Raw genomic sequence first — 23624 nt, forward strand, 5'->3', positions numbered from 1 at the left:
TCTCACTGAAGCACAAGACAATCAGCGCAGCGTCGGCCCCTGGAAGCCCATCCACATCGCCAATTGCTCAGCCACGCTGGCACCGAGCTTATTCGAGAATCGATCGAAAGTAGATTCCTGAACAGTAAAATCCACCAGATCCTTGGCACCGATCACATCGCGAGCAACCGAACTGGTATTGCCCAGCCCGTCAATCAGCCCCAGCGGCAACGCCTGCTGACCGGTCCAGACCAGCCCCGAGAACAACTCCGGATGTTCCTTGTCTTTCAGGCGATCACCACGGCCCTTCTTGACGCTATCAATGAACTGCTGGTGAGTCACATTCAGAACGCCCTGCCAGAACTTGGTTTCGTCCGGCTTTTCTGGCTCAAACGGATCCAGAAATGCCTTGTGATCACCCGAGGTGTAAGCACGACGCTGAACCCCCAGCTTCTCCATCGTTCCGACAAAGCCAAAGCCTGCCGCGGTCACACCAATCGACCCGACGAGACTGGCCTTGTCGGCGTATATTTCGTCAGCAGCGCTGGCGATGTAATAAGCGCCGGAAGCACCCAGATCGGAGATCACCGCATACACCTTGGTGTCAGGATGCAGGCCGCGCAAACGACGAATTTCATCGTAGACATAACCCGACTGCACAGGACTCCCGCCGGGGCTGTTGATGCGCAACACCACACCCTTGACCCTTGGATCCTCGAACGCAGCCTGCAGACTGGTGACCAGATTATCGGCACTGGCCTGCTCTTTATCAGCAATCGGGCCACGCACATCAATCAGCGCGGTATAACCCGAGCCGCCGACAGCAGCACGCTCCATGTCCAGCAACGGAGTGAACAGCAACAGGACCGTCACTAAATAACAGAACGTGAGGACCTTGAAGAAAATACCCCAGCGACGCGAACGGCGCTGCTCCTGGATACCCGCCAACAAGGTTTTTTCCAGCAGCTGCCAGCTTTTCGCATCACCGACAGTCGATTCAGCCGCAGAGGGCGCTTTCCATTGATCAACCATGCACTACCCCAGCAAAGACTTTAATTAACCTGACGACCCAGCCAGGCGCGCAACTCGGGAAAACTGTCAATCGCCAACCGGGGCTCGAACGTCAGCAAGCGCTCCATTGACTGAGCACCATAGCCTACCGCGACAGAGTCGATGCCCGCGTTGCGTGCCATCAACAAATCAAAGGAAGCATCCCCCACCATCAACGCCTGACCCGGAAGCACATCACAATGAGCCAGAATCTGATTGAGCATCAAGGGATCAGGCTTGCTTGCAGTCTCGTCTGCCGCACGGGTGATGTCGAAAAAATCCTCCCATCCGTGAGCCTTGAGCACGCGATCAAGCCCGCGACGCGCCTTGCCCGTGGCAACCGCGAGGCGATAGCCCTGCGCACGGAATGCTTCAAGCGACTCCTTGACCCCTGCGAACAGCGGCGAAGGCTCAGCATCCATGGCGATATAGACATCCGCATAGTGCTGACGGAAGGCAATCACCTGCCTTGGCGTCATGTCGGGATACAGCGTCAGAATCGCCTCAGGCAGGCCCAAGCCGATAATCCCTCTGACTGCAGGCGCATCGCGCTCAGGGCGACCCGCCCGCTGCGCCGCAACCTGCATCGCACTGACAATACGACCAATGGAGTCGGCCAGCGTGCCATCCCAGTCAAAAATCAGCAGCTTGTAATCAGTAGGGGACACTCAGTCGCTCCACGGTCTTGGCCCACATTTCATCTACCGGAGCCTGGAATTTCATCTCACCGCCATCGGGCATAGGCACCGTCAACATGTAGGCATGCAGAAACAGCCGCTTGCCACCCAAGTCACGGATCTCCTTGGAGAAGCCCTCATCGCCGTATTTGGTATCACCGGCAATGCAATGTCCGGCATGCAGGGTATGCACGCGAATCTGGTGAGTACGGCCGGTGATCGGGCGCGCCTCTACCATGGTTGCAAAATCACCGAAGCGGCGCAGCACCTTGAAGACCGTGACCGATTCTTTACCTTCTTCGTTGACTTCAACCATGCGCTCACCCGAACGCAGATTGCTCTTCATCAGTGGCGCACGCACCTGCTTGATCGAAGCCGCCCAGTTGCCACGCACCAATGCCATATAACGCTTGTCGATACCGTCGCCACGTAGCGCTTCGTGCAAATGGCGCAACATGCTGCGTTTTTTGGCAATCATCAACAGGCCGGACGTGTCACGGTCCAGACGGTGTACCAACTCCAGTTCCTTGACGTCAGGTCGCATCTGACGAAAGGCTTCAATCACACCAAACGTCAGGCCGCTGCCGCCGTGCACGGCGATACCTGCTGGCTTGTTCAATACAATCAGCGCCTTATCTTCATAGACAATCGCCGCCTCAAGGCGCAGCAGCAAGCCTTGCGCCACAGGCACCGGCTCGTCGCGCTCAGGCACGCGCACCGGCGGCACGCGCACGATATCGCCCGCCTGCAGCTTGTACTCAGGTTTGATCCGGCCCTTGTTCACGCGCACTTCGCCTTTACGCAAAATGCGGTAAATCAAGGTCTTGGGAACACCCTTGAGTCGAGCAAGCAGGAAATTGTCGATGCGTTGGCCGGCATATTCCGGCGAGACCTCAAGCAGCTGGACGCTGGGGGTCGGGGGGGTAGTCGTCGTCATGGCGCCGATGATAACAATTTTTTATGGAATTGAAGCACTTAATCATTGCTGCTATAGTCGCGAACGCCGCCAAAAGCGGCCTGGACAGAGGATTAACGGTGTACCACCGGCCCTGACCAACGCTCTTAACAAGGACGCGAGGCCGTCCCACGGGGCTTTCGCAACACACGCAAGACTTGGAGTTGTAACAAGCGCAGGTGACATGAGGCCTGAAGCGAGCCTGGAAAGCAGAGTGCAAACTCCCCTTCTACGCCGATATTCACGGCCAGTTCACAAAGTGCAGTCAGCTTCGGGAATTTCGGGCGAAAGCTTCAGAAACATTGCCTTTATTAGCCATGATGCGTGAACTCCCCTTTTGGAGAACACGGTAAATGCCAACCCGCTGCGGATTCTGCGCGCGGCAGCACCCGAATTATCAGGGATACGTGTAGGGTGGAGACGCACAACCGCCGGACTGTGTAGCAATAGGCTTTATCAAGACGCTTCATCTCGTCCACAGCCGCCGGTTGATTCCTCCTCCTGACCAGACTTTTGCTTAAGAGGTGCTTTAGCACCACAGCAAGCAGGAAGCGTAAGTCGCGACTTCGACCCCAAGGTTCGAACCTCGCTGTACACAGGAGTGGCCAACAACTCCTGACGCACCTGACACCGACCGTGAGAAGTCGTGTGTGCCGAACGCCGTTTCCGGTAGCCCGGAAACCGACGGTACAACATGAAAAGAATGCTGATTAACGCAACTCAACCTGAAGAGTTGCGCGTTGCACTGGTAGATGGCCAACGCCTCTACGACCTGGACATCGAGTCGGGCGCACGCGAGCAGAAGAAAGCCAACATCTACAAAGGCCGTATTACTCGCATTGAACCAAGCCTTGAGGCTGCCTTTGTCGATTTCGGCTCCGAGCGCCACGGCTTCCTGCCCCTCAAAGAAATCTCCCGCGAGTACTTCAAGAAGGCTCCTGAAGGCCGCGTAAACATCAAGGACGTCCTGAGCGAAGGCCAGGAAGTTATCGTCCAGGTCGAGAAAGAAGAACGTGGCAACAAGGGCGCAGCCCTGACCACCTTCATCAGCCTCGCCGGTCGTTACCTGGTGCTGATGCCGAACAACCCGCGTGCCGGCGGCATCTCCCGTCGCATTGAAGGTGAAGAGCGCAACGAACTTCGCGAAGCGCTGAACGGCCTGATCGCCCCTGCTGACATGGGCCTGATCGTTCGCACTGCAGGCCTGGGCCGCAGCAGCGAAGAAATGCAGTGGGACCTCGACTACCTGCTGCAACTGTGGACCGCCATTAAAGAAGCCTCACTGGATCGCTCCGCGCCATTCCTGATCTACCAGGAAAGCAACGTGATCATCCGCGCTATCCGCGATTACCTGCGCCAGGACATCGGCGAAGTACTGATCGACAGCGTTGAAGCCCAGGACGAAGCACTGACCTTCATCCGCCAGGTGATGCCGCAGTACGCCAGCAAAATCAAACTCTACGAAGACAGCGTTCCGCTGTTCAATCGTTTCCAGATCGAAAGCCAGATCGAGACCGCCTTCCAGCGCGTCGTTGAACTGCCTTCCGGCGGCTCCATCGTTATCGACCCGACCGAAGCCCTGGTGTCCATCGACATCAACTCGGCCCGCGCCACTAAAGGCAGCGATATCGAAGAAACCGCACTGCAAACCAACCTTGAAGCGGCTGAAGAAATCGCCCGTCAGTTGCGCTTGCGCGACATCGGCGGCCTGATCGTCATCGACTTCATCGACATGACCCCTGCCAAAAACCAGCGCGCCGTGGAAGAAAAAGTCCGCGAATGCCTGGAAGCAGACCGTGCCCGCGTACAAGTCGGCCGTATCTCGCGCTTCGGCCTGCTGGAAATGTCCCGTCAGCGTCTGCGTCCATCCCTGGGCGAAAGCAGCGGCATCGTTTGCCCACGCTGTAACGGCACCGGCATCATCCGCGATGTTGAGTCGCTGTCGCTGGCCATCCTGCGCCTGATCGAAGAAGAAGCCCTGAAAGACCGTACTGCCGAAGTACGTGCCCAGGTGCCAATCCCGGTTGCTGCATTCCTGCTCAACGAAAAACGCAACTCGATCACCAAGATCGAACTGCGCACCCGTGCTCGCATCGTCATTCTGCCGAACGACCACCTTGAGACGCCGCACTTCGAAGTTCAGCGCCTGCGTGATGACAGCCCGGAAGCCCACACCAACCAGTCCAGCTATGAAATTGCTGCCGCTGCTGCCGAAGTGGAAGAAGTCCAGCCTGCTGCTGCCACCCGCACTCTGGTTCGCCAGGAAGCCGCCGTTAAAACTGCACCGCCACGCACCTCGGCACCGGTTCCTACCGAAGCCGTCGCAGCGCCGACTGCACCTGCACCCGCCGCCACCATCTCCGAGCCAAGCCTGTTCAAAGGCCTGGTCAAGTCGCTGGTAAGCCTGTTCGCCTCCAAGGAAGAGCCTGTTGCTCCGACCGTGGTTGAGAAGCCGGCAACCCCTGAGCGACCTGCACGCAACGAAGAGCGTCGCAACGGCCGCCAGCAAAGCCGCAACCGCAACGGTCGTCGCGATGAAGAACGCAAACCTCGCGAAGAACGCGCACCACGTGAAGAGCGTGCTGCCCGTGAGCCGCGTGAAGAGCGTACAACTCGCGAAGAAACACCGGTTGTTGCTCAAGCACCTCGCGAAGAACGTGCACCGCGTCCACCTCGTGAAGAACGTGCTCCACGCGCACCTCGCGAAGACCGCAAACCTCGTGGCGAAGGCCGTGAAGAGCGCGTACGCGAACTGCGCGAGCCTCTGGACGCAGCGCCTGCTGTTGCTGCTGCAGCCGCAGCCGTAACCGAAGAACGTCCGGCCCGCCCGCCTCGTGAAGAACGCCAGCCTCGCGCCCCTCGTGAAGAGCGCGCTCCACGCGAAGAGCACGTAGCAGCTGCTGCTGAAGACGAAGAAGTGCTGTCCAGCGAAGAGCAATCCCAGGACGAGACACAGGACAACGCCGAAGGCGATCGTCCACGTCGCCGCTCCCGTGGTCAGCGTCGTCGCAGCAATCGTCGTGAACGTCAACGCGATGCCAACGGCAACGTGATTGAGGGCTCGGAAGAGAACAGCGAAGAAGGCAACGCCCAAAACGCTCCTGCAACCACCCTTGAAATCGCTGCCGGCCTGGCCGTGACAGAAGCAGTAGCCAGCTCGGTAATCAGTGCTCCTGCTGAAGCTCAGGCTCACCAACAAGCAGAGCGTGCGACTGAAGCAACTCAGGAATCAGCCCCGGCTGAAACCGTAGTTGCCGCTGAAGCTGCGCAGGAAGTAGCTGTTGTAGAAGCACCTGCGACTCAAGCACCCGCTGCTGAAGCAACCGCAGCTGTAGAAGCAACTGTTGTTGAAACTTCGGTTGTAGAAGCACCGGCTGTCGAAGCAGTAACGCCGATCGAAGCGATCAAGGCACCTGAAGTTGAAGTTGCACCGGTACAAGAAGCCCACCCTGAAGTCCAGGTTGTCGCCGAGCCGGTTGTAGCAGCTCCAGAGCCAGTCATCGAAGCCGTCGCGCAAACTCCGGTCGTTGAGACTCCAGCTTTCGAGGCGCCAGCTTTCGAAAAAGCACCGGAGCCTACCAAGGAAGTCCGCGTTGTACGCGAGCCAATTGCCGAGCCTGCCGCAGTTGAAACCACTCCTGCAGCACAACCTGCCGCTCCTGAAGTGGTGGCGGTTGAAGCTGTAGTCGAGACCGTAGTCACCGCTCAACCGACTCCAGCTGAAGCTGAAGTCGTTGTGGCGACTGAAGTGGTTGAAGTCGTGGTTGCAGCTCCTGCAGTCAGCGCTCCAAGCAATGGCCGTGCACCTAACGACCCGCGCGAAGTACGTCGTCGCAAGCGTGAAGAGGCTGCAGCCGCCGCTGCTGCCGCCGCCCATGCACCTGCAAGTGAAACCGCAGCCCAGGAACAGGAACACGAGTCTAAACCTCTCGCCTAATTCCAAAGGCCACTAAAAAGCCCCGCCAGTTCTGAACTGGCGGGGCTTTTTTTATGGGGCTCAACAGCCGGCTGATCTGTCAGTAAACGTTGGGCTCCATCTCCAGCTGCACGGCAAAACGCTGCTGGATATCGGCTTGAATGCGCTGCGCCAATGCCAATAACTCCAGGCCGGTGGCCGAGCCATGATTGACCAGCACCAGCGATTGCAAACGGTGCACGCCTGCGTCGGCCTCTCGAAAGCCTTTCCAACCCGCCGCTTCAATCAACCAGCCCGCTGCCAGCTTTACCTGCCCATCCGCTTGCGGATAGCCAATAAGCCCAGGATGAGCCAGTTTCAACTCATCAGCCTGGGCAGCCGAGACCAACGGGTTTTTGAAAAAGCTGCCGGCATTGCCCAGTACCGCAGGATCGGGCAGTTTTTCGCTGCGAATACTGCTGATCGCCCGACTTACATCGCTGGCCGTAGGCTGTTCAATCCCCTGCTCGGCAAGGCGCTGACGCACAGGGCCGTATTCCAGGTGCAGGCGCGTGGCGCGACTCAGGGCAAACCGCACCCGCAAAATCAACCAACGTCCGGCCTGTTGCTTGAAGAGGCTGTCGCGATAAGCGAAGTTGCACTCTGCAAGGCTGAACTCACGCAACTCACCGGTTTGCCGATCAAGCGCCGTAAGCCCTACGAATACATCCTTGATTTCAATACCGTATGCGCCAATGTTTTGCATCGGCGCGGCTCCTACGGTGCCCGGGATCAAGCTGAGGTTTTCGAGCCCCGACAACCCCTGCTCCAGGGTCCACAGCACAAAGGCATGCCATACCTCCCCCGCCTCGGCCTCGACAATAACCCTGTCGCCGTCATCCTCCAGCAAACGAATGCCGCGACTGGCCATGCGCAGAACCAGCGCCGAAACATCACCGGTCAGCAGCAAATTACTGCCACCACCAATGACCAGCAACGGCAGCTGGTGCTCAACCGCACACAACAACGCCTCACGCACATCGGCATCGCTGTGGGCTTGAGCAAACAGGCTCGCCTTCACATCAACGCCAAAACTGTTGAAGGGCTTAAGCGACGCATTGACCTGCAGGTCCAAACTCATGACTCCAGCAAACGCCGAACGCGTTCAAGGTCTTCTACGGTATCAACACCGGCCGGCGGGGCCTCAAGCACATCCGCCACGTGAATGCGTACGCCATGCCAGAGTGCCCGTAACTGCTCAAGGCGCTCGGTGTTCTCAAGCCAGCAAGGGCCCCAGCTGACGAAGTCATGCAGGAAGCCTGCACGATAGGCGTAGATGCCAATGTGTCGACGATAGGGTACGCCAACGGGCAATTTGTCCGGCTGATGCGCGAAGTCATCCCGTGCCCACGGCAACGTGGCCCGGCTGAAGGTCAGCGCCAACCCGTTGATGTCACTGACGACCTTGACCACATTGGGATTGAAAAGCGTCTCGACATCATCGATCGGCTCGGCCAGGGTCGCCATGCTCGCTTCAGTGTGGGTAGCCAGGTTGACAGCAACCTGATCGATCACTTGCGGCGGGATCATGGGTTCGTCGCCCTGAACATTGACCACGATAGCGTCGCTGGCCAACCCCAATTGCGTGGCGACTTCAGCCAGACGGTCGGTGCCGGACTCATGGTCGGTACGTGTCAGCAGCACCTCGGCGCCGAACGCCTTGCAGGCGTCGACAATGCGCGCATCGTCAGTGGCAACCACCACACGTTGCGCGCTGCTTTTACAGGCCTGCTCCCAGACGTGCTGGACCATCGGCTTACCAGCAATCATCTGCAGCGGCTTGCCTGGCAAACGGGTCGAGGCAAAGCGCGACGGAATTACGACTGTAAAAACCGGAATCATTTATCCAGACGCTCATCAGCTGAAAGGGTACGGGCTTCGGTTTCCAGCATCACTGGAATGCCATCACGGATCGGGTAAGCCAGACCTGCGCCCTTGCTGATCAGCTCGGTCTTGTCGGCACTGAGCTTGAGCGGGCCTTTGCAAACAGGGCAAGCAAGGATATCGAGCAATTTGGTGTCCATTAGGGTTCCCCTGGATAAAGATGGATCAAGTCAAAAGACGATCGGGCAAAAGACCCAGCAACTGTTGATCAAACCACAGCACAAAAGCTTCTGAGGGTACTGCGTCCACGGCCAGATACCACCAGTCGGGTGACGCAAAGTCACGGCACTTCACCGCGTCCTTTTCAGTCATGACCACGGGTAAGGGCGGCGTAAAATTCAGCACCTCGGCGCTATAGGGCGCGTGATCGGCAAAAGCATGGGCAATTGGCCGCCAGTGTAGCGTTTCAAGGGTAGTGAAGAAACGCTGCGGGTTGCCGATCCCGGCTACCGCATGCAGCACTTGTTCAGCAGGAAAATAGTCCAGCGCCTGACGTTCACCGCTGATCAGATTGACCAGTGCAGTGGGCTGCAACCTGAAGGCATAACCGCCGCCGGGGTCGCTGGAAGCGCCGTTGTACAACACCGCGTCCACATCCTGCAGACGCTCGACCGGTTCACGCAGCGGCCCCGCAGGCAGGCAGCGGCCGTTACCCAGGCCCCTGGCATTGTCGATCAAAACCAATTCCAGATCGCGCGCCAGACGGTAATGCTGCAAACCGTCATCGGACAGAATCAGGTCCAACTGCTCGCTGGCCAGCAAGGCCTTGACCGCACGGCTGCGATCCGGATCGATCATTAGAGGTACGCCGGTGCGCTGCACGATCAGTAAAGGCTCATCACCTGCCTGCGCGGCACTTTGTTCAGCGCTCACGCGCCACGGAAACTGAGGTGGCGTAGCCCCATAACCGCGACTGACCACTCCGACCCGCAGCCCATGATGCTGGCAATGTTCGATCAGCCAGAGGATCAAAGGCGTTTTTCCGGTGCCGCCCACAGTGATATTGCCCACAACGATCAGCGGAACGGGAGGACGATAGATTTCGCCCTCTCCTGCCACAAAACGCGCTCTCTTGCGCTCAACCACTCGACGGTAAAGACATTCCAGCGGGCGCAGCAGGGTCAGCAGCGGATGCCCGGCATACCAGGCGCGCAACAAACGATCGGACATGGCCATCAGGGAGTCGCCTGCGCCTCGACAGTGGTCATGCGCAAATGACTGAAGCCGAGTTTACCGGCCGCATCCATTGCGGTGATGACCGCCTGGTGTTGGGTTTTGCCATCGGCACTGATCGACAGTGGCAATTGGGTATCGCCGCCGGACTCTTTCTGCAGAGCCTCCATCAGGCTCGCCAGATCATTCTTCGGCAACAACTGGTCGTTCACCGAAAAAACACCGTCCGCGCTGATGGCGATGTCCAGATGCTTGGTGCTTTGATCCTCGCTGGGCGAGCCGCTGACGGCCTCCGGCAGATCGACGCGCAGCTGGGTTTCGCGGGTAAACGTAGTAGTCACGACAAAAAACAGAAGCAGGATAAACACAACGTCAATCAATGACGCGAGGTTGATATCAACCGTTTCCCGTGGCTTGCGGCGAAATTTCACGCTTTGCTCCCGACCACATCGACTTCACGGTCGCCTTGTATCACCTCAACCAGCTTGATCGCCTCTTGTTCCATCCCGACCACCAGCTCGTCGACACGGCGTTGCAGGAAGCGATGGAAGAAGACTGCAGGGATACCCACCATCAGACCGGCGGCAGTGGTGATCAACGCCTTGGAAATACCGCCCGCCAGCACGGCAGCATTGGTGGTCATGCCCGACCCCATGAACGAGCTGAAAATATCGATCATGCCCAGTACGGTGCCCAGCAAGCCCAGCAGCGGCGCCATTGCAGCAATCGTACCCAGCGCATTGAGATAACGCTCAAGTTCGTGGATCACCCGGGCAGCGGCCTCTTCGATACACTCTTTCATGATCTCGCGACCATGTTTTGAGTTGGCCAGACCCGCTGCCAAAATCTCACCCAGCGGCGAGTCGGCGCGCAGTAATTTGAGTTTTTCCTTGTCCATCTGCTTGTCTTTGATCCAGACCCAGACCTGTCCGAGCAGATGTTCCGGGGTTACGCGACTGGCACGCAGGGTCCACAGACGCTCAACAATAATGCCCAGCGCGGCAACAGAGCTCAGAATGATCGGCAGCATCATCCAGCCACCTGATTTGACCAGTTCCCACACAGTGACAATCCCCTCGAAAAAGTGCGCCACTCTACCACAGGATTGCCCTGAACCTTAGGGGCCGACGTGCGGGAGCGGGCACGCTCCTCAAGGTATCAACACCGCGCACCAGACAAATCGCGCCGCCTGAATCGCCAGCAAGCCACCCCCAGACACGTATCATCCATCGCGCCAGAACCGGCGTTGGCCGGCCATGCTCTGAACCTTGCCGGACGCCCCCAAACGAAACCACACAGCTCCTTGCTCGGCGCTGTCCCATACCTGCACCCCCAACGCTTGATAACGGGACATCACTTGCGGATGCGGGTGACCAAAATTGTTACCGTGCCCCCGGGAAACCAGCACCCTTTCAGGCACCAGCGCCTTGAGAAAAGCCATTGACGACGAGGTCTTGCTGCCGTGGTGGGGAGATTGCAACCAGCGGGTCGGCACGGCCAGCGGACTGCGCAGCAACGCTCGCTCTGCATGGGCGTCAATATCCCCCGTCAGCAGTAACCGTTCGTCGCGTGCTTGCACCTGCAGGACACAAGACTTCTGATTGCTATCGCTCGCGCCTGGCCACTGCCAGAGTGAAAACCTCACGCCGTCCCACACCCAGCTCTCCCCGTTGGCACACGGCTGCGCCCGCAACTGCTTTGGCAACCCCGACACATCACCACCGAGCACCCGTGCCACGTTCATCGATCGCTGAACCGCCAGCGCTCCTCCCGCATGATCTGAATCAGCATGGCTCAGCAGCATCACATCCAGCTCGCCCACCCCCAACGAACGCAACACCGGCACCACCACCCGCTCTCCCTGGTCAAAATCTCGGACTTTGGGGCCTGCGTCATACAAAAGGGTGTGATTACGGGTCCGCAAGACAATTGCCAGCCCCTGCCCGACATCCAGCTGCAAGACCTCGACCTCACCGTGAGGGATGTGCTCGCGAGGCGTAAAAACGGCCAACAGCACCAGCGGCCACCCCAACGGCCTGAGGGCTACCCCGGCCGGGAGCAACAGGATCAGCGCCCCCAGAGCACTCAACAGCCAAATGTAGATCGGCACGACTGCGGGCAACCAGGGCGTGACAACATCAGCCAGCAGGGCCAACCCGTTGATCAACAAGTCGAGCAAGCCACCCGATAACCACAACAGGCTTTCACCAAGCCAGGGCACCGGCAGCATCAACGTTCCCAGCAATGCCGTCGGCAGCACCAAAAGGCTGATCCAGGGCACGGCAATCAAATTGGCCAGCGGGCCGGTCAGGCTGATGGGCAGACCGAGAATCCACAGCATCGGAAACAAGCCCAGGGCTATCAGTCCATGGGGGCGCAGCCAGACACCCCTCCAATCCCAAGCCCCCAGCCGCCCGCTGAAGGTATAAATCAGCACCGCCACAGCACTGAATGACAACCAGAACCCCGGCATCAAACTCGCCAGTGGCTCCACAATCAGCACCGCATTGAGCGCCAGCAAAAATGGCAGCCACACGCCCAGATGACGAAACCGCAAACGCCAGATCAACACCAGCCCCAGCATCACGCACGCGCGCTGCACCGGCACTTCAAAGCCGGCGAGCATGCCGTAACCCGTAGCCCCCGCAAACGCCAGGCCACAGGCCCAGGGCAGCCACGGCAAATAGCCCGGCCACAGGCCATAACGCGCCAGCAACGCGACCAGCCCGTAGATCAATCCGGCAAACAACCCTATGTGCTGGCCCGAAATAACCAGCAGGTGTACGGTTCCAGTTGCTTGTAGCAGCGTCCAGTCATCACGGTTCAAGCCCGAACCGTCGCCCATGACCAGCGCTGCCAGCCACGACTCCCGACCATTGCCATCGATGTGCAACAAACGCTGACGCAAACCATCACGCCAGGCATGGCTGGCCGCAGCCAGTAACTGACCCTCCTTGACCACGCCCGTAGCGCCAATGCGTTGCGCCAGCAGCCAGGCCTGATAGTCAAACGACTGAGGGTTGAGCAACCCCTTGGGACGTTTGAGCGTGACCGCCAGTCGCCAATGTTCGCCACTGTTGACGGGCAATCCGCCATACCAGCTCAACCTGATGGTGGCAGGCAACGCGCCGTGGCGCGAGCGGGCACCCTGCAACTCAAACCGCACGGAAGTTTCCGTCTGCTGCGGCAATCCGATGACCCGCCCTTCGACCCAAAGCGTCCGGCCGTCGAGTGCGACTGGCAGGCGATCATCAAGCGCCCTTTGCCCCTGTGCACACGCCCAAGTCAACCCAAGCACAAAAAGACCCACCGGCCAGAGACGCATAGCCAAAATCAATAGCGCCGCCATTAACATCACCAGCAACCACCCCGGTGACGGCAGCGCGGGTAAAAACCGCAGTGCCATCAGGCCCGTCGCCAACGCAAACATCCCTGTGTACATGCCTATACTCAACTTATCCCTTTGACTCGGATTAGTTGTTATCAGGGACCCTCGCTTAAGAAATTGTCACAAAGTCTGAATAGGCATCCTGTCGAATTTGGTCATACTGCGCCCTTGACCTAGGGAGAGGCCCATGCCACGGCGTTTAATCAAACGTTTCATGCCAGATCCGGCCCTGATCAGGGAACACAAGTCCTTACGATTTTTGGGCACCTTGCTGCATGACCCAAACCTCTGGCACCTCAATCGTCACTCCGTGGCCCGGGCAATGGCTGTGGGTATTTTTGCAGCCTTTATCCCCATGCCGTTTCAGATGCTGCTCGCGGCCTTTCTGGCCGTAAACGTGCGCGCCAACATGCCGATCTCAGTGGGCCTGGTATGGCTGACCAATCCGATCACCATGCCGCCGGTGTTTTATTGCACCTACAAGATTGGCGCCTGGCTGATGAATGTCCCTGCGCGCACCCTGCCCGATGAGCTGACCTGGGAATGGATCAGCGGCCAGCTTTCAACCGTGTGGCAACCATTCCTATTGGGCTCAGTCGTGTGCGGAGTGGTACTTGGAGCACTGGCCTACTGCCTGACCATGCTTTATTGGCGCTGGTGGGTCAGCCGTAAATGGAAGGGACGGAAAAACAAGCACCCATAGAAAAGGCCCCGAAAGGGGCCTTTTCATGTGTATTTAACGACAACTACTGACACACCACACCCGCGGATCAGCAGCTTTGCGCTGCTGAATAATTCTGGGTAGCGCATCCAGACAGTTGAACCATCACTTCAGCGTCACCTTCATTGCCTCTGCCGTTCGCCGACTCACACCCTGAACAACTGAAAATTCCCTCCTGTTTTAGGAAGCGTCTTACATCAATCGGTTTGGCGCCCTGCTAGCTTGCACCGCAGTTTTCGAGCTCGCTCAGGCTCAGATATCGCAATACTCCTCATTATCGGCTTAAGGACAAGCGTATGTTCGCGTCGGCCAATGCTGCGCATTTCACGTTAGTGATCCCCCATGTTCGCAACGACTTCAAGGTGCTGGCCTTTAAGGGCACCGAAGCCATCAGCAGCCTGTATGCGATCCAGGTTGAACTTGTCAGCGAGTACCCCGATTTCGATCTGGAGAGCCTGCTCAGTCAGCCGGCGTTTCTCCAGTTTGGTCTGAGGGGTGAAGGCATTCATGGCCATATCGAAGAGGTGTTCGTGGGCGAGGCCGGTAAACGTCTGACCCGCTATCAGTTGACCTTGGTGCCAGCGCTTTACTACTTGCAGTTCAGCCATAACCAACGAATTTTTCAGCACCTGACAGTGCCGCAGATCGTTGCTCAGGTCCTTAAAGGCCATGGCATCCAGGCCGATGCGTACACCTTCCACGTCAACACCAGCCCGGAACGCGAATACTGCACTCAATATGGGGAAAACGACTTCGAGTTCATCCAGAGGTTGTGCAGTGAGGACGGGATTTCGTGGCACCACCAACACAGCCAAGATGGCCACCTGCTCGTATTCACCGACGATCAGACCTATTTCCCAAAGTTGGGGGGCACGCCCTATCTGCAAGGCTCTGGCCTGGCCGCGGATCACCCGGTCGTCAGCCAGTTCTCCATGCGTTTCAGCACCCGAACCAGCACCACCACGCGCCGGGGCTATGACTTAAAACGCCCAAGCCTGTTGCTGGAAAGCCACTTCACTGCCGAGTTCAGTCCTGCGCTCGAAGACTACCGTTACCCGGCGTTGATCGAAAATGAAAAGCTCGGCAAACAGATTGCCCAGCAGGCCTTGGAGCGGCACCGCACCGACTACCAGTTGGCCGAGGGCAAAAGCGACCAGCCGACTCTGCGCAGCGGTCACTTCTTCGACCTGACCGAACACCCCCGCACAGCGTGCAACGACTTGTGGCTGTTGCTCAGCGTGACGCACACAGGCAAGCAGCCTCAGGCGCTAGAAGAAACGATCACCCACGACGTTAACCCCGAAGACGGCTTCACCCAGGGTTACCGCAACACCTTCAGTGCGATTCCTTGGGACGTGTTCTACCGCCCCCCCTTGGTCATGCGCCAATCAGTATTGGTCAGTCAGACGGCCAGAGTCACCGGCCCTGTAGGGGAAGAGATTTTTTGCGATGAATACGGCCGGGTCAAGGTCGAATTCCACTGGGATCGCGCTGAGCTGGGCAGCGACAAGAGCAGTTGCTGGCTACGGGTGTCATCCAGCTGGGCGGGGGAAGGTTTCGGTGCGGTGACCATCCCGCGTATCGGCATGGAAGTGGTGGTGACCTATTTGGAGGGCAACCCCGACCTCCCGCTGATTACGGGTTGCGTACCCAACAAGATCACGCCGGTGCCATACCCCTTGCCCGCGAACAAAACCAAAACAGCCCTGCGCAGCCACAGCTCGCCCGCGAGTGGCGGCTACAACGAGCTGTCGATTGAAGACCGGGCCGGGCAGGAACTGATCTACCTGCGTGCGCAGCGCGACATGGAGCAGGTGATCCTCAACGACATCGACACTAAAGTCGGTAATGACCGCCGCGAACAGGTCACCCGAGACAGCCACAGCCTGATCAGCAACGACCGTTTTGAACAAGTCGACAACAACAGCTCCAGCCTGATCAAGGGTGACGAACTGCACACCACCCAAGGCCTGCGTAACACGGTGATCGGTGGCAACGAACTGATCAGCATCACCGGTAACAGCAGCACGACGGCCGACGGCACGCTGGTGATTCAGGCGGGGGCACACGCCCATGTCACCGCCGCCGATGTGGTGATCAATGCCGGCATGAGCCTGACGCTCCAGGCCGGTGGTCAACACATTCTCATTACCGCAGGCGGCATTTTCAGCAGCGTGGACATTGTTCAGGGAGGTGCGCCGGTGGCGGGTGTTCCTTCGCTGCAAGCCGCGCAGGCGCTGGTCAACGCACCGCAATCGATTATCGCGAGTCCGCTGTCCATCTTGGCCGCCGTCAAACAGAAAGCAGCGGACAAATGCCCACTGTGCGAGGCCTGTCGTGATGGACTATGCAGCACTGGAGAACGTGCATGATTACCCTTGAGCAATGGTTGCAAGAGCAAACCCGGCAGGGACGACACCTTTACCTGGTACTGGATTCAGATGGCCAACTTGACGAGCGCAATGGGTTGGTCAGTGAACTGGGCGTCGATCACTACCGCAATCTGTACAGGGGAACACCTGCTGATTCATTGGCCAACGTTGCCCCCTACCTCTTCAGGTTGGACGCGGTTGAGCATCCGGCCCTTCAGGCCCTGCTCAAGACACCGGACCGTCACTGGGGCTGGCTTGCCAGCGCCGCAAGCGCTGACCTCGATGCGTTGACCGCCCATTGGCAGAACCGTCTGGTGACCGGTGAGCGGCCGAACCAAGCGCTTTATCGCTTTCACGATAACCGCGTACTGGGGCGTGCACTGGCCTACCTGCAACCCGAGCAACGTGCAGAGTACCTCGGCCTCATGACCAGCGTGTGTTACTGGCAGGCTGAGCAGTGGACTGTTACCGACAACCCTGATCCCGGTGCTCATCCCCTGCCCACAGACCCCGCCTGGTGCCATACCCCTACACCGGAAGAAATCTTCAAGGGCATACAGTTCGACAATACGCGCCGTTACCTGGTCCGCGAGTACCTCGACACGCTGCTCGATCTGGCCCGAGAACAAGACATTGATAGCTGGCTACGGGGTCAACTCGACCTGGCGCACACCTGGGGCTGGCAGGAACCCGACAGCATTCATTTTTTGTTGACGCAAAGCTTGCAGGCGCCGGATTACACCCCACCCAAAAACTGGCTACCCCGGCCAAACGAAACCCCGGCGATGCACTTTGACCGGGTTTATCAGGAGACGCTGTATTGGCAGGGGAATGCCCCCGTATGAAATGCGTCATTCAGAGTTTAACTCTTGGCAGTTGCCTGGCCTTGACCGTCGGCTGCTCAGCCAGAGGAAAGTCCGACACTTTTACCCTTACTGCCGACATGCCTCCGGGCTTTGCCTATGTCGCGAAAGTGACCTACGTGCCAGTCCCCGGTCAATCTTGCAACCTGGGCAGGTATAACAATGTGAAACAGCAGTTCAACCGCGAATGGTGGGCTGAATACAAGGCCACTGTAGAGATTGAAATACACCGCGCCCGCAAAGGCTGCGAGTTGGTGCTGAATGGCATAGACCTTGAGATCAATGGGGTATACGGCAAAGACTTTGGTGACTCCGGCGGTGATTCCGGGTTTATCGCGGTGCGCGATTATCTCGACGCTCGCGACAAGGGCACTTTCAATGCGGCTGGCGAAAGCCAGTTTTCCGGGCAGTGTCAGTGGTTATTTCGGACCTCGGGTAAAACTCGAATTCTAAGAAAAATCCTCGACTGCAAAAACACCGATGCTCAAGGCAATGTCACCAAAGGTCGTCCGTTTGCCGCGTACACCCTCGATCAGTTGCCGGGCAAAACCGTAAAACTGGAGATCAAGCTGGCTGATGAGGAAGAACCCTACATGGGCGATACCTGGGTCAAGGTACCCGGTGGCTGGAAACGTTGTATGGGCGAAAATTTTGAAGACCAATATGCCTTTTGCTATGGCAACTACAAAGACTTCAGCACCTTCAAAATGCCTGATGGCAGTAGCTGCACCATTTATCCCGGCTGCACCGAAAACAAGGAGGTGACCCCATGAGCCTTGCTTCCCTGAAAGACAGTGTTAAAGCGTCCTTTGATAGCCGTATCCATACCTGCCCCCGTATAAAACGCGTCATTCAGAGTTTAATTCTTGGCAGTTGCCTGGCCTTGACCGTCGGCTGCTCAGCCAGAGGAAAGTCCGACACTTTTACCCTTACTGCCGACATGCCTCCGGGCTTTGCCTATGTCGCGAAAGTGACCTACGTGCCCGTCCCCGGTCAATCTTGCAACCTGGGCAGGTATAACAATGTGAAACAGCAGTTCAACCGCGAATGGTGGGCTGAATACAAGGCCACTGTAGAGATTGAAATACACCGCGCCCGCAAAGGCTGCGAGTTGGTGCTGAATGGCATAGACCTTGAGATCAATGGGGTATACGGCAAAGACTTTGGTGACTCAGGCGGTGATTCCGGGTTTATCGCGGTGCGCGATTATCTCGACGCTCGCGACAAGGGCACCTTCAATGCGGCTGGTGAAAGCCAGTTTTCGGGGCAGTGTCAGTGGTTATTTCGCACGATTGGCCCCAAGCGTTACATCACCAAAATACTTGACTGCAAAAACACCGATGCCCAGGGCAATGTCACCAAAGGTCGTCCGTTTGCCGCGTACACCCTCGATCAGTTGCCGGGCAAAACCGTAAAACTGAAGATCAAGCTGGCTGATGAGGAAGAACCCTACATGGGCGATACCTGGGTCAAGGTACCCGGTGGCTGGAAACGCTGTATGGGCAAAGGTTTTGAAGACCAGCACGCTTTCTGCTACGGCAACCACAAAGACTTCAGCACCTTCCGCATGCCGGATGGCCGCGACACCTGCACCATTTACCCCGGTTGTACTGAAAACAAGGAGATTGCCCCATGAGCCTTGCACTGCCAGAACGTGACAGGTCATCCATGGATGGCACCATTCACGCTTGCCCTTTACGGGAACACTCGACCAGTTTTCAGTTAGTGGACGAGTTCGGCGATGGACAACCTTATGCCGGGCTGGCCTATCAAATCATCGACCACGAAGACATTATTTACACCGGCAAGCTGGATGCGACAGGCTCCGGCAAGGTGGAAAACCACTACTGCGGCCCTGTGGAGCTTCGACTGAATCAGACATACCAAGGTCGTGAAGACGACTACAACGAACTAATAGTCCGGAAAAACTACCCCCTACCCATCACCGAACTACAGGTACGAGCCGAAAAAACTCGCTTCTCCAATAAGTCCGGTCTTCGCACTCAATCCAATCCTGCACAAGACAAGACCAATGCAGGTGCCTTTTATCAGGTAGAGGTACGAGAACTCGTGGAACACGGCGCACACCTGCCGCCGTTGGCCGCACGCCATTCCCCTCCCAACTTCCATGTCTTTAAGCTGTTTCGACCGCTACCTGTCAAAGGGAGTGCTGGCTACAAGCCTGAGCTAACAAAACGTTTCGGCGTTGCGCTGATGCCGAACCGGCACACCGTGCTGGAGGTGCGCCCTCTGCGCGCCCTGCGCCCCATGCTGTCACCCAGCAACGATTTCTGCGCGCTCAACCTCTACCAGCTGGCACTGATGTCAACCCTGAGTTACAGCGACTTCGCCCAGCAGCCCAACGATCATCCGGTAGAAACCGACACAGTGAGCTTTCCGCTACAGCCGAGCATCGGCAATTGGTTTGCTGACGCATTAGCAAAATTTGACGAGCTTTGGCAGGTGGATGCGGCGCAGGCCGGGGGAAAGGCGTATTACCCGCTGTATGAGGAGGTGCCGTACTCCAGACGCCTGGAGGTGGTGCCCTTCGACCCGGAACTCTACCCGCAGGTTAATAGCCCAAGCCTGGGGGAAAAGCAGGAAAATCCGGCGACTATTCACTGGCTTGATGATCGTGCAGAAGACGGTGGCACCGATACCCAAGCTTTCATCACTCACCATGATGCGCTGATTCTTCTCTCGATCCGGGGCACGGCCAGTGTGGCTGATGCCTTGCGCGACATGGATGCGACTCAGGTGCCCTTTGGCGATTCGCCTGGCAAGGTGCACAACGGATTTTATGGTGCGGCCAAGGTGGCCTACCTTTTTGTTACCCGTTACCTGAACAAGTTTTACAGCGGACAAAAGCTGGTTATCACCGGGCACAGCCTGGGCGGGGCGATTGCCTTGATCGTGTCTGAAATGCTACGACGTGATAAACGGTATACAGCAGACATCGTGCTTTACACCTACGGTGCCCCCCGGGCCGGTGACAAGGTCTTCGTTGAGGGCGCAAAACCGCTGGTTCACCACCGCATAGTCAACCACAACGACCCGGTGCCAAGCGTTCCATCGACATGGATGAATACGTCCACCCAGCGGGAGTACATGGCACAGGGTGTCGTTACCGTGGTGAATCCGGCTATCGGGGTGGCATCGCTGGTACTGGGCATGGTCAACATGACCGGTGAGCCCTACGCCCACCACGGCACACTGCGACACTTCATGCCGGTCTACTTTAACGCGGGCATCATGTCCTCGATCCTCTGGAAGCCAGGGTGCAGCACCATCAACGACCACGGTTGTGCCGTAGCGCTGAAGGCAACCGACGGCCTGCCCGCCCGCGGCCCATTCTTGCGGCAGGTGATTGATAATGCCCACCACAAAATGGTCGTCAGCTACATTCCAAACTGTTGGGCCAGCCTGCGCCGCTGGCAGGCTGCTCAGGAGTCCAATCGCTCATTGGTGACTATTGATGAGTTTGAGCAAGTGGATGAGGCATTAACGAATGCCAAGCGGCAAATACTCACCCTGGAGAGCCGTCTGGCGGCGAGCCCCGACAGATATGTCAGTCATCAAGCCGCGGCGATGGCCGCTCTTCAACAAGAGTTCACCAACATAGAAATCACGCGCACGCGGCTGAGCGAGTTACGGGCAAACCGTATCAGTGAGGCCGATGTGTATGGCTTGTTCGCGGGACTACCCGAACTGGCAGAGGACGATTTGCCTCGCTGGAAAGCTCATGCAGAGAACCGTAAGGAGGAACAACTGGCAATGGCTCCGCCAGCAGCCGACGATGATGATGAGCGGGCGATAGCAGCCATTACCGGAGTCCGCATTCCGGGAACACCCTTCAATTTTGATATTGATTCGTTTAGCTAGCCCGTTTGGGATACCGCTCTAGCGCTGCGTGAACAGAACATGGCTTATCTTATTGATTAGCAAGACAAGTCATTACCCAAGACAACGGCATGTTCTCTACACGGCAGCGCAGCTCAAAGACATGGCGCTCCCAACTACTGACGCATACCCCGCCCGCTCACCAGCAGTTTCGCGCAGCCGAAGTACAGCACGATGGTTGCCACCACCATGAAGGTCAGCGCCACGCTGATCTTGATGTCCGACACTCCAAGAATCCCGTAGCGGAATGCGTTGACCATATGCAGCACTGGGTTGGCCAGCGACACGCTCTGCCAGAACGGCGGCAGCAGTGTGATCGAGTAAAACACCCCGCCCAGGTAAGTCAGCGGCGTCAGCACGAAGGTCGGGATAATCGAAATATCGTCGAAGTTGCGCGCAAATACGGCGTTGATAAACCCCAGCAGCGAGAAGATCGTCGCCGTCAGCACCACGACCACAATGGTCAGGCCCAGATGGTGTACCTGCAGGTGGGTGAAGAACAGCGACAGCAGCGTCACGATCAAGCCCACGATCAACCCGCGCAAAATCCCGCCCACGGTAAAACCGATCAGAATGGTGTGGGGCGATACCGGCGACACCATCAGCTCTTCAATCGAGCGCTGAAACTTGGCACCAAAGAAGCTTGAGACCACGTTACCGTAGGAGTTGGTAATCACCGACATCATGATCAAGCCCGGCACGATGTACTCCATATAGGTGAAACCACCCATATCACCGATTTGTCGACCGATCAGGTTACCGAAAATCACGAAGTACAGCACCATGGTGATCGCAGGCGGCAGCAGTGTCTGCGGCCAGATGCGCATGAAGCGTCGAACTTCGCGGTAAACGATAGTATTCAACGCGACTAGGTTGGGACGCAGCTCCGAGCTCATACCGCCACCTTTGCCAGGTTTTTTTCGACCAACGACACGAACAACTCCTCAAGGCGATTGGTTTTATTGCGCAGGCTCACCACTTCGATGCTTTGCGCAGCCAACTGAGTGAACAGACCGGTAATACCCACGGCTTTGTCGACCTGTACTTCCAGCGTACTGGCGTCGAGCAATTGACTCGGATAGCCGATCAACTGCGGGGCCGCCTGCAATGGATGCTTCAAATCGAGCAAAAAGGTCTCGACATGCAACTGCCCCAGCAACTGGCGCATGCTGGTGTTTTCAACAATAGTGCCGTGGTCGATGATCCCGATGTTGCGGCACAACTGCTCAGCCTCCTCCAGATAGTGAGTGGTGAGGATGATAGTCGTGCCCTGCTCGTTCAGCTCGGTGAGAAAACTCCACATCGAGCGACGCAGCTCGATATCCACACCCGCAGTGGGCTCATCGAGAATCAACAGACGCGGCTCGTGCACCAAGGCCCGGGCAATCATCAAGCGGCGTTTCATGCCACCGGACAACGAGCGCGAAGGCGTGTCGCGTTTATCCCAAAGCCCCAACTGCGTCAGGTACTTTTCAGCACGCTCCTTGGCGATTTTGGCTGGGATGCCGTAGTAACCCGCCTGGGTCACGACGATGTCGAAGGTCTTTTCAAACTGGTTGAAATTGAACTCCTGCGGCACCACGCCAATCGAGCGCTTAAGGGCTGCCGGATTGCGATCGAGGTCATGGCCAAAGATATTCACCGTACCGCTGGTTTTATTTACCAGGGTCGAGAGAATGCCGATGGTCGTGGATTTGCCGGCGCCGTTAGGGCCCAGCAAGGCAAAAAAGTCACCTTCAGCAACATCCAGATCGATACCACTCAGGGCCTGGAAACCGTTGCCGTAGGTTTTGGTTAGCTGCCGTATGGACAGAGCGGAACTCATATCGGATTACGCACCAAGATGGGGAAATGGGGAGGTATAAGTAAGGGCGAACTACCTGTAGGGCAAGTCCGACAAGGCCGTATGGTGCTTGGCCTCGCCGCACAAGTACAGTCGCCCGTATTAATAGTGGCTATTAAGTCAACGCGGTCATCACTGCATTTCGGTAAGCCGGACGCTGCTTCAAGCGCTCATACCAGGCACTCAAATGCGGCAGGGGCGCACGTTCGATGGGCATTTCAAACCAGGCATAGATAAAGGATCCCAGCGGGATATCGCCCATGCCGATCTCATCACCCGACAGGTAGGGTTTTTCAGCCAGCGCCTGATCCACAACAGCCAGCAATTGATCGCAGGCTTTGATGGCGGCGTTGATTTTCACCCAGTCCTGCTCCTCGGCAGGCGTGCGCAGAACACCCCAGAACACTGCACGAAACTCAACCGCAAATGAGGTACTGGTCCAGTCCATCCATTTATCAGCCTGCGCACGCACTCGGGCATCGGTTGGATACCAGGACGTGTCCGAACCATATCTGGCTGTGAGGTAACGCACGATGGCGTTTGATTCCCACAGCACAAAGCCGTCATCCTCCTCGATCATGGGAACCCGACCATTGGGATTCAACGACCGGTACTCAGGACTGTCGACCACTCCAAATGCACCGCCCGCCTCTACCCGGCTATACGGCAACGCCAATTCTTCGACACACCACAACGCCTTGCGCACGTTTGACGAATTCTTGCGACCCCACACTTTCAGCATGATCTGGCTCCTGATTGATAGACGCCGACGGAGTCTACGCCGGGATGTCGAACTCTGCCTCCAGCGCAAGGTCACTATCCTTACAACCTTGATCGGAAGTTGCGACTAAGCTCACAAGAGTT

At 57.6% G+C, this 23624-nt stretch carries 20 protein-coding genes; 7 read left to right on the plus strand and 13 right to left on the minus strand.

What is annotated here, in order from left to right:
• Positions 1-21: 21 nt before the first annotated feature.
• Genes TU76_RS01835 through rluC form a run of 3 tightly spaced genes read right to left on the minus strand, consistent with a single transcriptional unit; the run spans position 22 to position 2643 of the window.
• The gene (locus TU76_RS01835) at positions 22-1011 is read right to left on the minus strand and encodes a S49 family peptidase (RefSeq protein WP_048350946.1); all 990 of its coding nucleotides are present in this window, start codon (positions 1009-1011) and stop codon (positions 22-24) included.
• A 20-nt stretch (positions 1012-1031) separates the two neighbouring features.
• Positions 1032-1697: an HAD-IA family hydrolase gene (locus tag TU76_RS01840; protein WP_048350947.1), complete on the minus strand. Its 666-nt coding sequence runs from the start codon at positions 1695-1697 to the stop codon at positions 1032-1034.
• The gene (gene rluC / locus TU76_RS01845) at positions 1684-2643 is read right to left on the minus strand and encodes a 23S rRNA pseudouridine(955/2504/2580) synthase RluC (protein WP_019827927.1); all 960 of its coding nucleotides are present in this window, start codon (positions 2641-2643) and stop codon (positions 1684-1686) included. The genes TU76_RS01840 and rluC overlap by 14 nt, the downstream gene beginning before the upstream one ends.
• Before the next feature lie 721 nt (positions 2644-3364).
• On the opposite strand from rluC, the gene rne reads away from it, so the two are divergent.
• Positions 3365-6598: a ribonuclease E gene (gene rne, locus TU76_RS01850; protein WP_046809898.1), complete on the plus strand. Its 3234-nt coding sequence runs from the start codon at positions 3365-3367 to the stop codon at positions 6596-6598.
• Positions 6599-6677: 79 nt separating this feature from the next.
• Here rne and murB read toward each other — a convergent pair whose 3' ends face one another.
• From murB to TU76_RS01885, 7 genes are all read right to left on the minus strand, one after another.
• On the minus strand, positions 6678-7697 hold the full coding sequence (murB, locus tag TU76_RS01855) for a UDP-N-acetylmuramate dehydrogenase (RefSeq protein ID WP_019827925.1): 1020 nt from the start codon (positions 7695-7697) through the stop codon (positions 6678-6680).
• On the minus strand, positions 7694-8458 hold the full coding sequence (gene kdsB / locus TU76_RS01860; RefSeq protein ID WP_046809896.1) for a 3-deoxy-manno-octulosonate cytidylyltransferase: 765 nt from the start codon (positions 8456-8458) through the stop codon (positions 7694-7696). Before kdsB ends, murB begins: the two co-directional genes overlap by 4 nt.
• The gene (locus TU76_RS01865; RefSeq protein WP_019827923.1) at positions 8455-8640 is read right to left on the minus strand and encodes a Trm112 family protein; all 186 of its coding nucleotides are present in this window, start codon (positions 8638-8640) and stop codon (positions 8455-8457) included. The genes kdsB and TU76_RS01865 overlap by 4 nt, the downstream gene beginning before the upstream one ends.
• A 25-nt stretch (positions 8641-8665) precedes the next feature.
• Positions 8666-9676 (minus strand): tetraacyldisaccharide 4'-kinase, encoded by a 1011-nt coding sequence (gene lpxK, locus TU76_RS01870; protein WP_048350948.1) that lies wholly within the window; start codon positions 9674-9676, stop codon positions 8666-8668.
• The gene (locus TU76_RS01875) at positions 9676-10104 is read right to left on the minus strand and encodes an ExbD/TolR family protein (RefSeq protein WP_019827920.1); all 429 of its coding nucleotides are present in this window, start codon (positions 10102-10104) and stop codon (positions 9676-9678) included. Before TU76_RS01875 ends, lpxK begins: the two co-directional genes overlap by 1 nt.
• Positions 10101-10736 carry a MotA/TolQ/ExbB proton channel family protein gene (locus TU76_RS01880; RefSeq protein ID WP_019827919.1) on the minus strand — a complete coding sequence of 212 codons (636 nt, stop codon included), beginning with the start codon at positions 10734-10736 and terminating at the stop codon, positions 10101-10103. The genes TU76_RS01875 and TU76_RS01880 overlap by 4 nt, the downstream gene beginning before the upstream one ends.
• A 159-nt stretch (positions 10737-10895) precedes the next feature.
• On the minus strand, positions 10896-13115 hold the full coding sequence (locus tag TU76_RS01885; RefSeq protein ID WP_048350949.1) for a DNA internalization-related competence protein ComEC/Rec2: 2220 nt from the start codon (positions 13113-13115) through the stop codon (positions 10896-10898).
• Between the two features lie 133 nt (positions 13116-13248).
• Between TU76_RS01885 and TU76_RS01890 the strand changes: the two genes are divergently transcribed.
• The 6 genes from TU76_RS01890 (at position 13249) to TU76_RS01915 (ending at position 20899) form a co-directional block, all read left to right on the plus strand.
• Positions 13249-13764, plus strand: coding sequence for a DUF2062 domain-containing protein (locus TU76_RS01890; protein ID WP_019827916.1), 516 nt, complete (start codon positions 13249-13251; stop codon positions 13762-13764).
• Between the two features lie 314 nt (positions 13765-14078).
• Positions 14079-16154, plus strand: a complete 2076-nt coding sequence (locus TU76_RS01895; protein WP_048350950.1) for a type VI secretion system Vgr family protein — start codon at positions 14079-14081, stop codon at positions 16152-16154.
• Positions 16151-16999 carry a DUF4123 domain-containing protein gene (locus tag TU76_RS01900; protein ID WP_048350951.1) on the plus strand — a complete coding sequence of 283 codons (849 nt, stop codon included), beginning with the start codon at positions 16151-16153 and terminating at the stop codon, positions 16997-16999. Before TU76_RS01895 ends, TU76_RS01900 begins: the two co-directional genes overlap by 4 nt.
• The gene (locus TU76_RS01905; protein ID WP_048350952.1) at positions 16996-17790 is read left to right on the plus strand and encodes a hypothetical protein; all 795 of its coding nucleotides are present in this window, start codon (positions 16996-16998) and stop codon (positions 17788-17790) included. Before TU76_RS01900 ends, TU76_RS01905 begins: the two co-directional genes overlap by 4 nt.
• Positions 17791-17855: 65 nt before the next feature.
• Positions 17856-18653 carry a hypothetical protein gene (locus tag TU76_RS01910; protein WP_048351252.1) on the plus strand — a complete coding sequence of 266 codons (798 nt, stop codon included), beginning with the start codon at positions 17856-17858 and terminating at the stop codon, positions 18651-18653.
• Positions 18650-20899 (plus strand): lipase family protein, encoded by a 2250-nt coding sequence (locus TU76_RS01915; RefSeq protein WP_048350953.1) that lies wholly within the window; start codon positions 18650-18652, stop codon positions 20897-20899. The genes TU76_RS01910 and TU76_RS01915 overlap by 4 nt, the downstream gene beginning before the upstream one ends.
• A 134-nt stretch (positions 20900-21033) precedes the next feature.
• On the opposite strand, the gene TU76_RS01920 is transcribed toward TU76_RS01915, so the two are convergent.
• The 3 genes from TU76_RS01920 to TU76_RS01930 form a co-directional block, all read right to left on the minus strand.
• The gene (locus TU76_RS01920) at positions 21034-21813 is read right to left on the minus strand and encodes an ABC transporter permease (RefSeq protein ID WP_019827911.1); all 780 of its coding nucleotides are present in this window, start codon (positions 21811-21813) and stop codon (positions 21034-21036) included.
• Positions 21810-22742: an ABC transporter ATP-binding protein gene (locus TU76_RS01925; RefSeq protein WP_019827909.1), complete on the minus strand. Its 933-nt coding sequence runs from the start codon at positions 22740-22742 to the stop codon at positions 21810-21812. The genes TU76_RS01920 and TU76_RS01925 overlap by 4 nt, the downstream gene beginning before the upstream one ends.
• Before the next feature lie 133 nt (positions 22743-22875).
• Positions 22876-23502 carry a glutathione S-transferase family protein gene (locus TU76_RS01930; protein WP_048350954.1) on the minus strand — a complete coding sequence of 209 codons (627 nt, stop codon included), beginning with the start codon at positions 23500-23502 and terminating at the stop codon, positions 22876-22878.
• Positions 23503-23624 lie beyond the last annotated feature (122 nt).

Source organism: Pseudomonas psychrophila, assembly GCF_001043005.1.
Classification (GTDB): Bacteria; Pseudomonadota; Gammaproteobacteria; order Pseudomonadales; family Pseudomonadaceae; genus Aquipseudomonas; species Aquipseudomonas psychrophila.

What these genes read in the sequence shown, in the direction of transcription:
- TU76_RS01835 (WP_048350946.1), bottom strand. Translation starts at nt 1,011, where the DNA reads ATGGTTGATCAATGGAAAGCGCCCTCTGCGGCTGAATCGACTGTCGGT.
- rluC (WP_019827927.1), bottom strand. Translation starts at nt 2,643, where the DNA reads ATGACGACGACTACCCCCCCGACCCCCAGCGTCCAGCTGCTTGAGGTC.
- rne (WP_046809898.1), top strand. Translation starts at nt 3,365, where the DNA reads ATGCTGATTAACGCAACTCAACCTGAAGAGTTGCGCGTTGCACTGGTA.
- murB (WP_019827925.1), bottom strand. Translation starts at nt 7,697, where the DNA reads ATGAGTTTGGACCTGCAGGTCAATGCGTCGCTTAAGCCCTTCAACAGT.
- kdsB (WP_046809896.1), bottom strand. Translation starts at nt 8,458, where the DNA reads ATGATTCCGGTTTTTACAGTCGTAATTCCGTCGCGCTTTGCCTCGACC.
- TU76_RS01865 (WP_019827923.1), bottom strand. Translation starts at nt 8,640, where the DNA reads ATGGACACCAAATTGCTCGATATCCTTGCTTGCCCTGTTTGCAAAGGC.
- lpxK (WP_048350948.1), bottom strand. Translation starts at nt 9,676, where the DNA reads ATGGCCATGTCCGATCGTTTGTTGCGCGCCTGGTATGCCGGGCATCCG.
- TU76_RS01885 (WP_048350949.1), bottom strand. Translation starts at nt 13,115, where the DNA reads ATGTACACAGGGATGTTTGCGTTGGCGACGGGCCTGATGGCACTGCGG.
- TU76_RS01890 (WP_019827916.1), top strand. Translation starts at nt 13,249, where the DNA reads ATGCCACGGCGTTTAATCAAACGTTTCATGCCAGATCCGGCCCTGATC.
- TU76_RS01895 (WP_048350950.1), top strand. Translation starts at nt 14,079, where the DNA reads ATGTTCGCGTCGGCCAATGCTGCGCATTTCACGTTAGTGATCCCCCAT.
- TU76_RS01900 (WP_048350951.1), top strand. Translation starts at nt 16,151, where the DNA reads ATGATTACCCTTGAGCAATGGTTGCAAGAGCAAACCCGGCAGGGACGA.
- TU76_RS01905 (WP_048350952.1), top strand. Translation starts at nt 16,996, where the DNA reads ATGAAATGCGTCATTCAGAGTTTAACTCTTGGCAGTTGCCTGGCCTTG.
- TU76_RS01915 (WP_048350953.1), top strand. Translation starts at nt 18,650, where the DNA reads ATGAGCCTTGCACTGCCAGAACGTGACAGGTCATCCATGGATGGCACC.
- TU76_RS01920 (WP_019827911.1), bottom strand. Translation starts at nt 21,813, where the DNA reads ATGAGCTCGGAGCTGCGTCCCAACCTAGTCGCGTTGAATACTATCGTT.
- TU76_RS01925 (WP_019827909.1), bottom strand. Translation starts at nt 22,742, where the DNA reads ATGAGTTCCGCTCTGTCCATACGGCAGCTAACCAAAACCTACGGCAAC.
- TU76_RS01930 (WP_048350954.1), bottom strand. Translation starts at nt 23,502, where the DNA reads ATGCTGAAAGTGTGGGGTCGCAAGAATTCGTCAAACGTGCGCAAGGCG.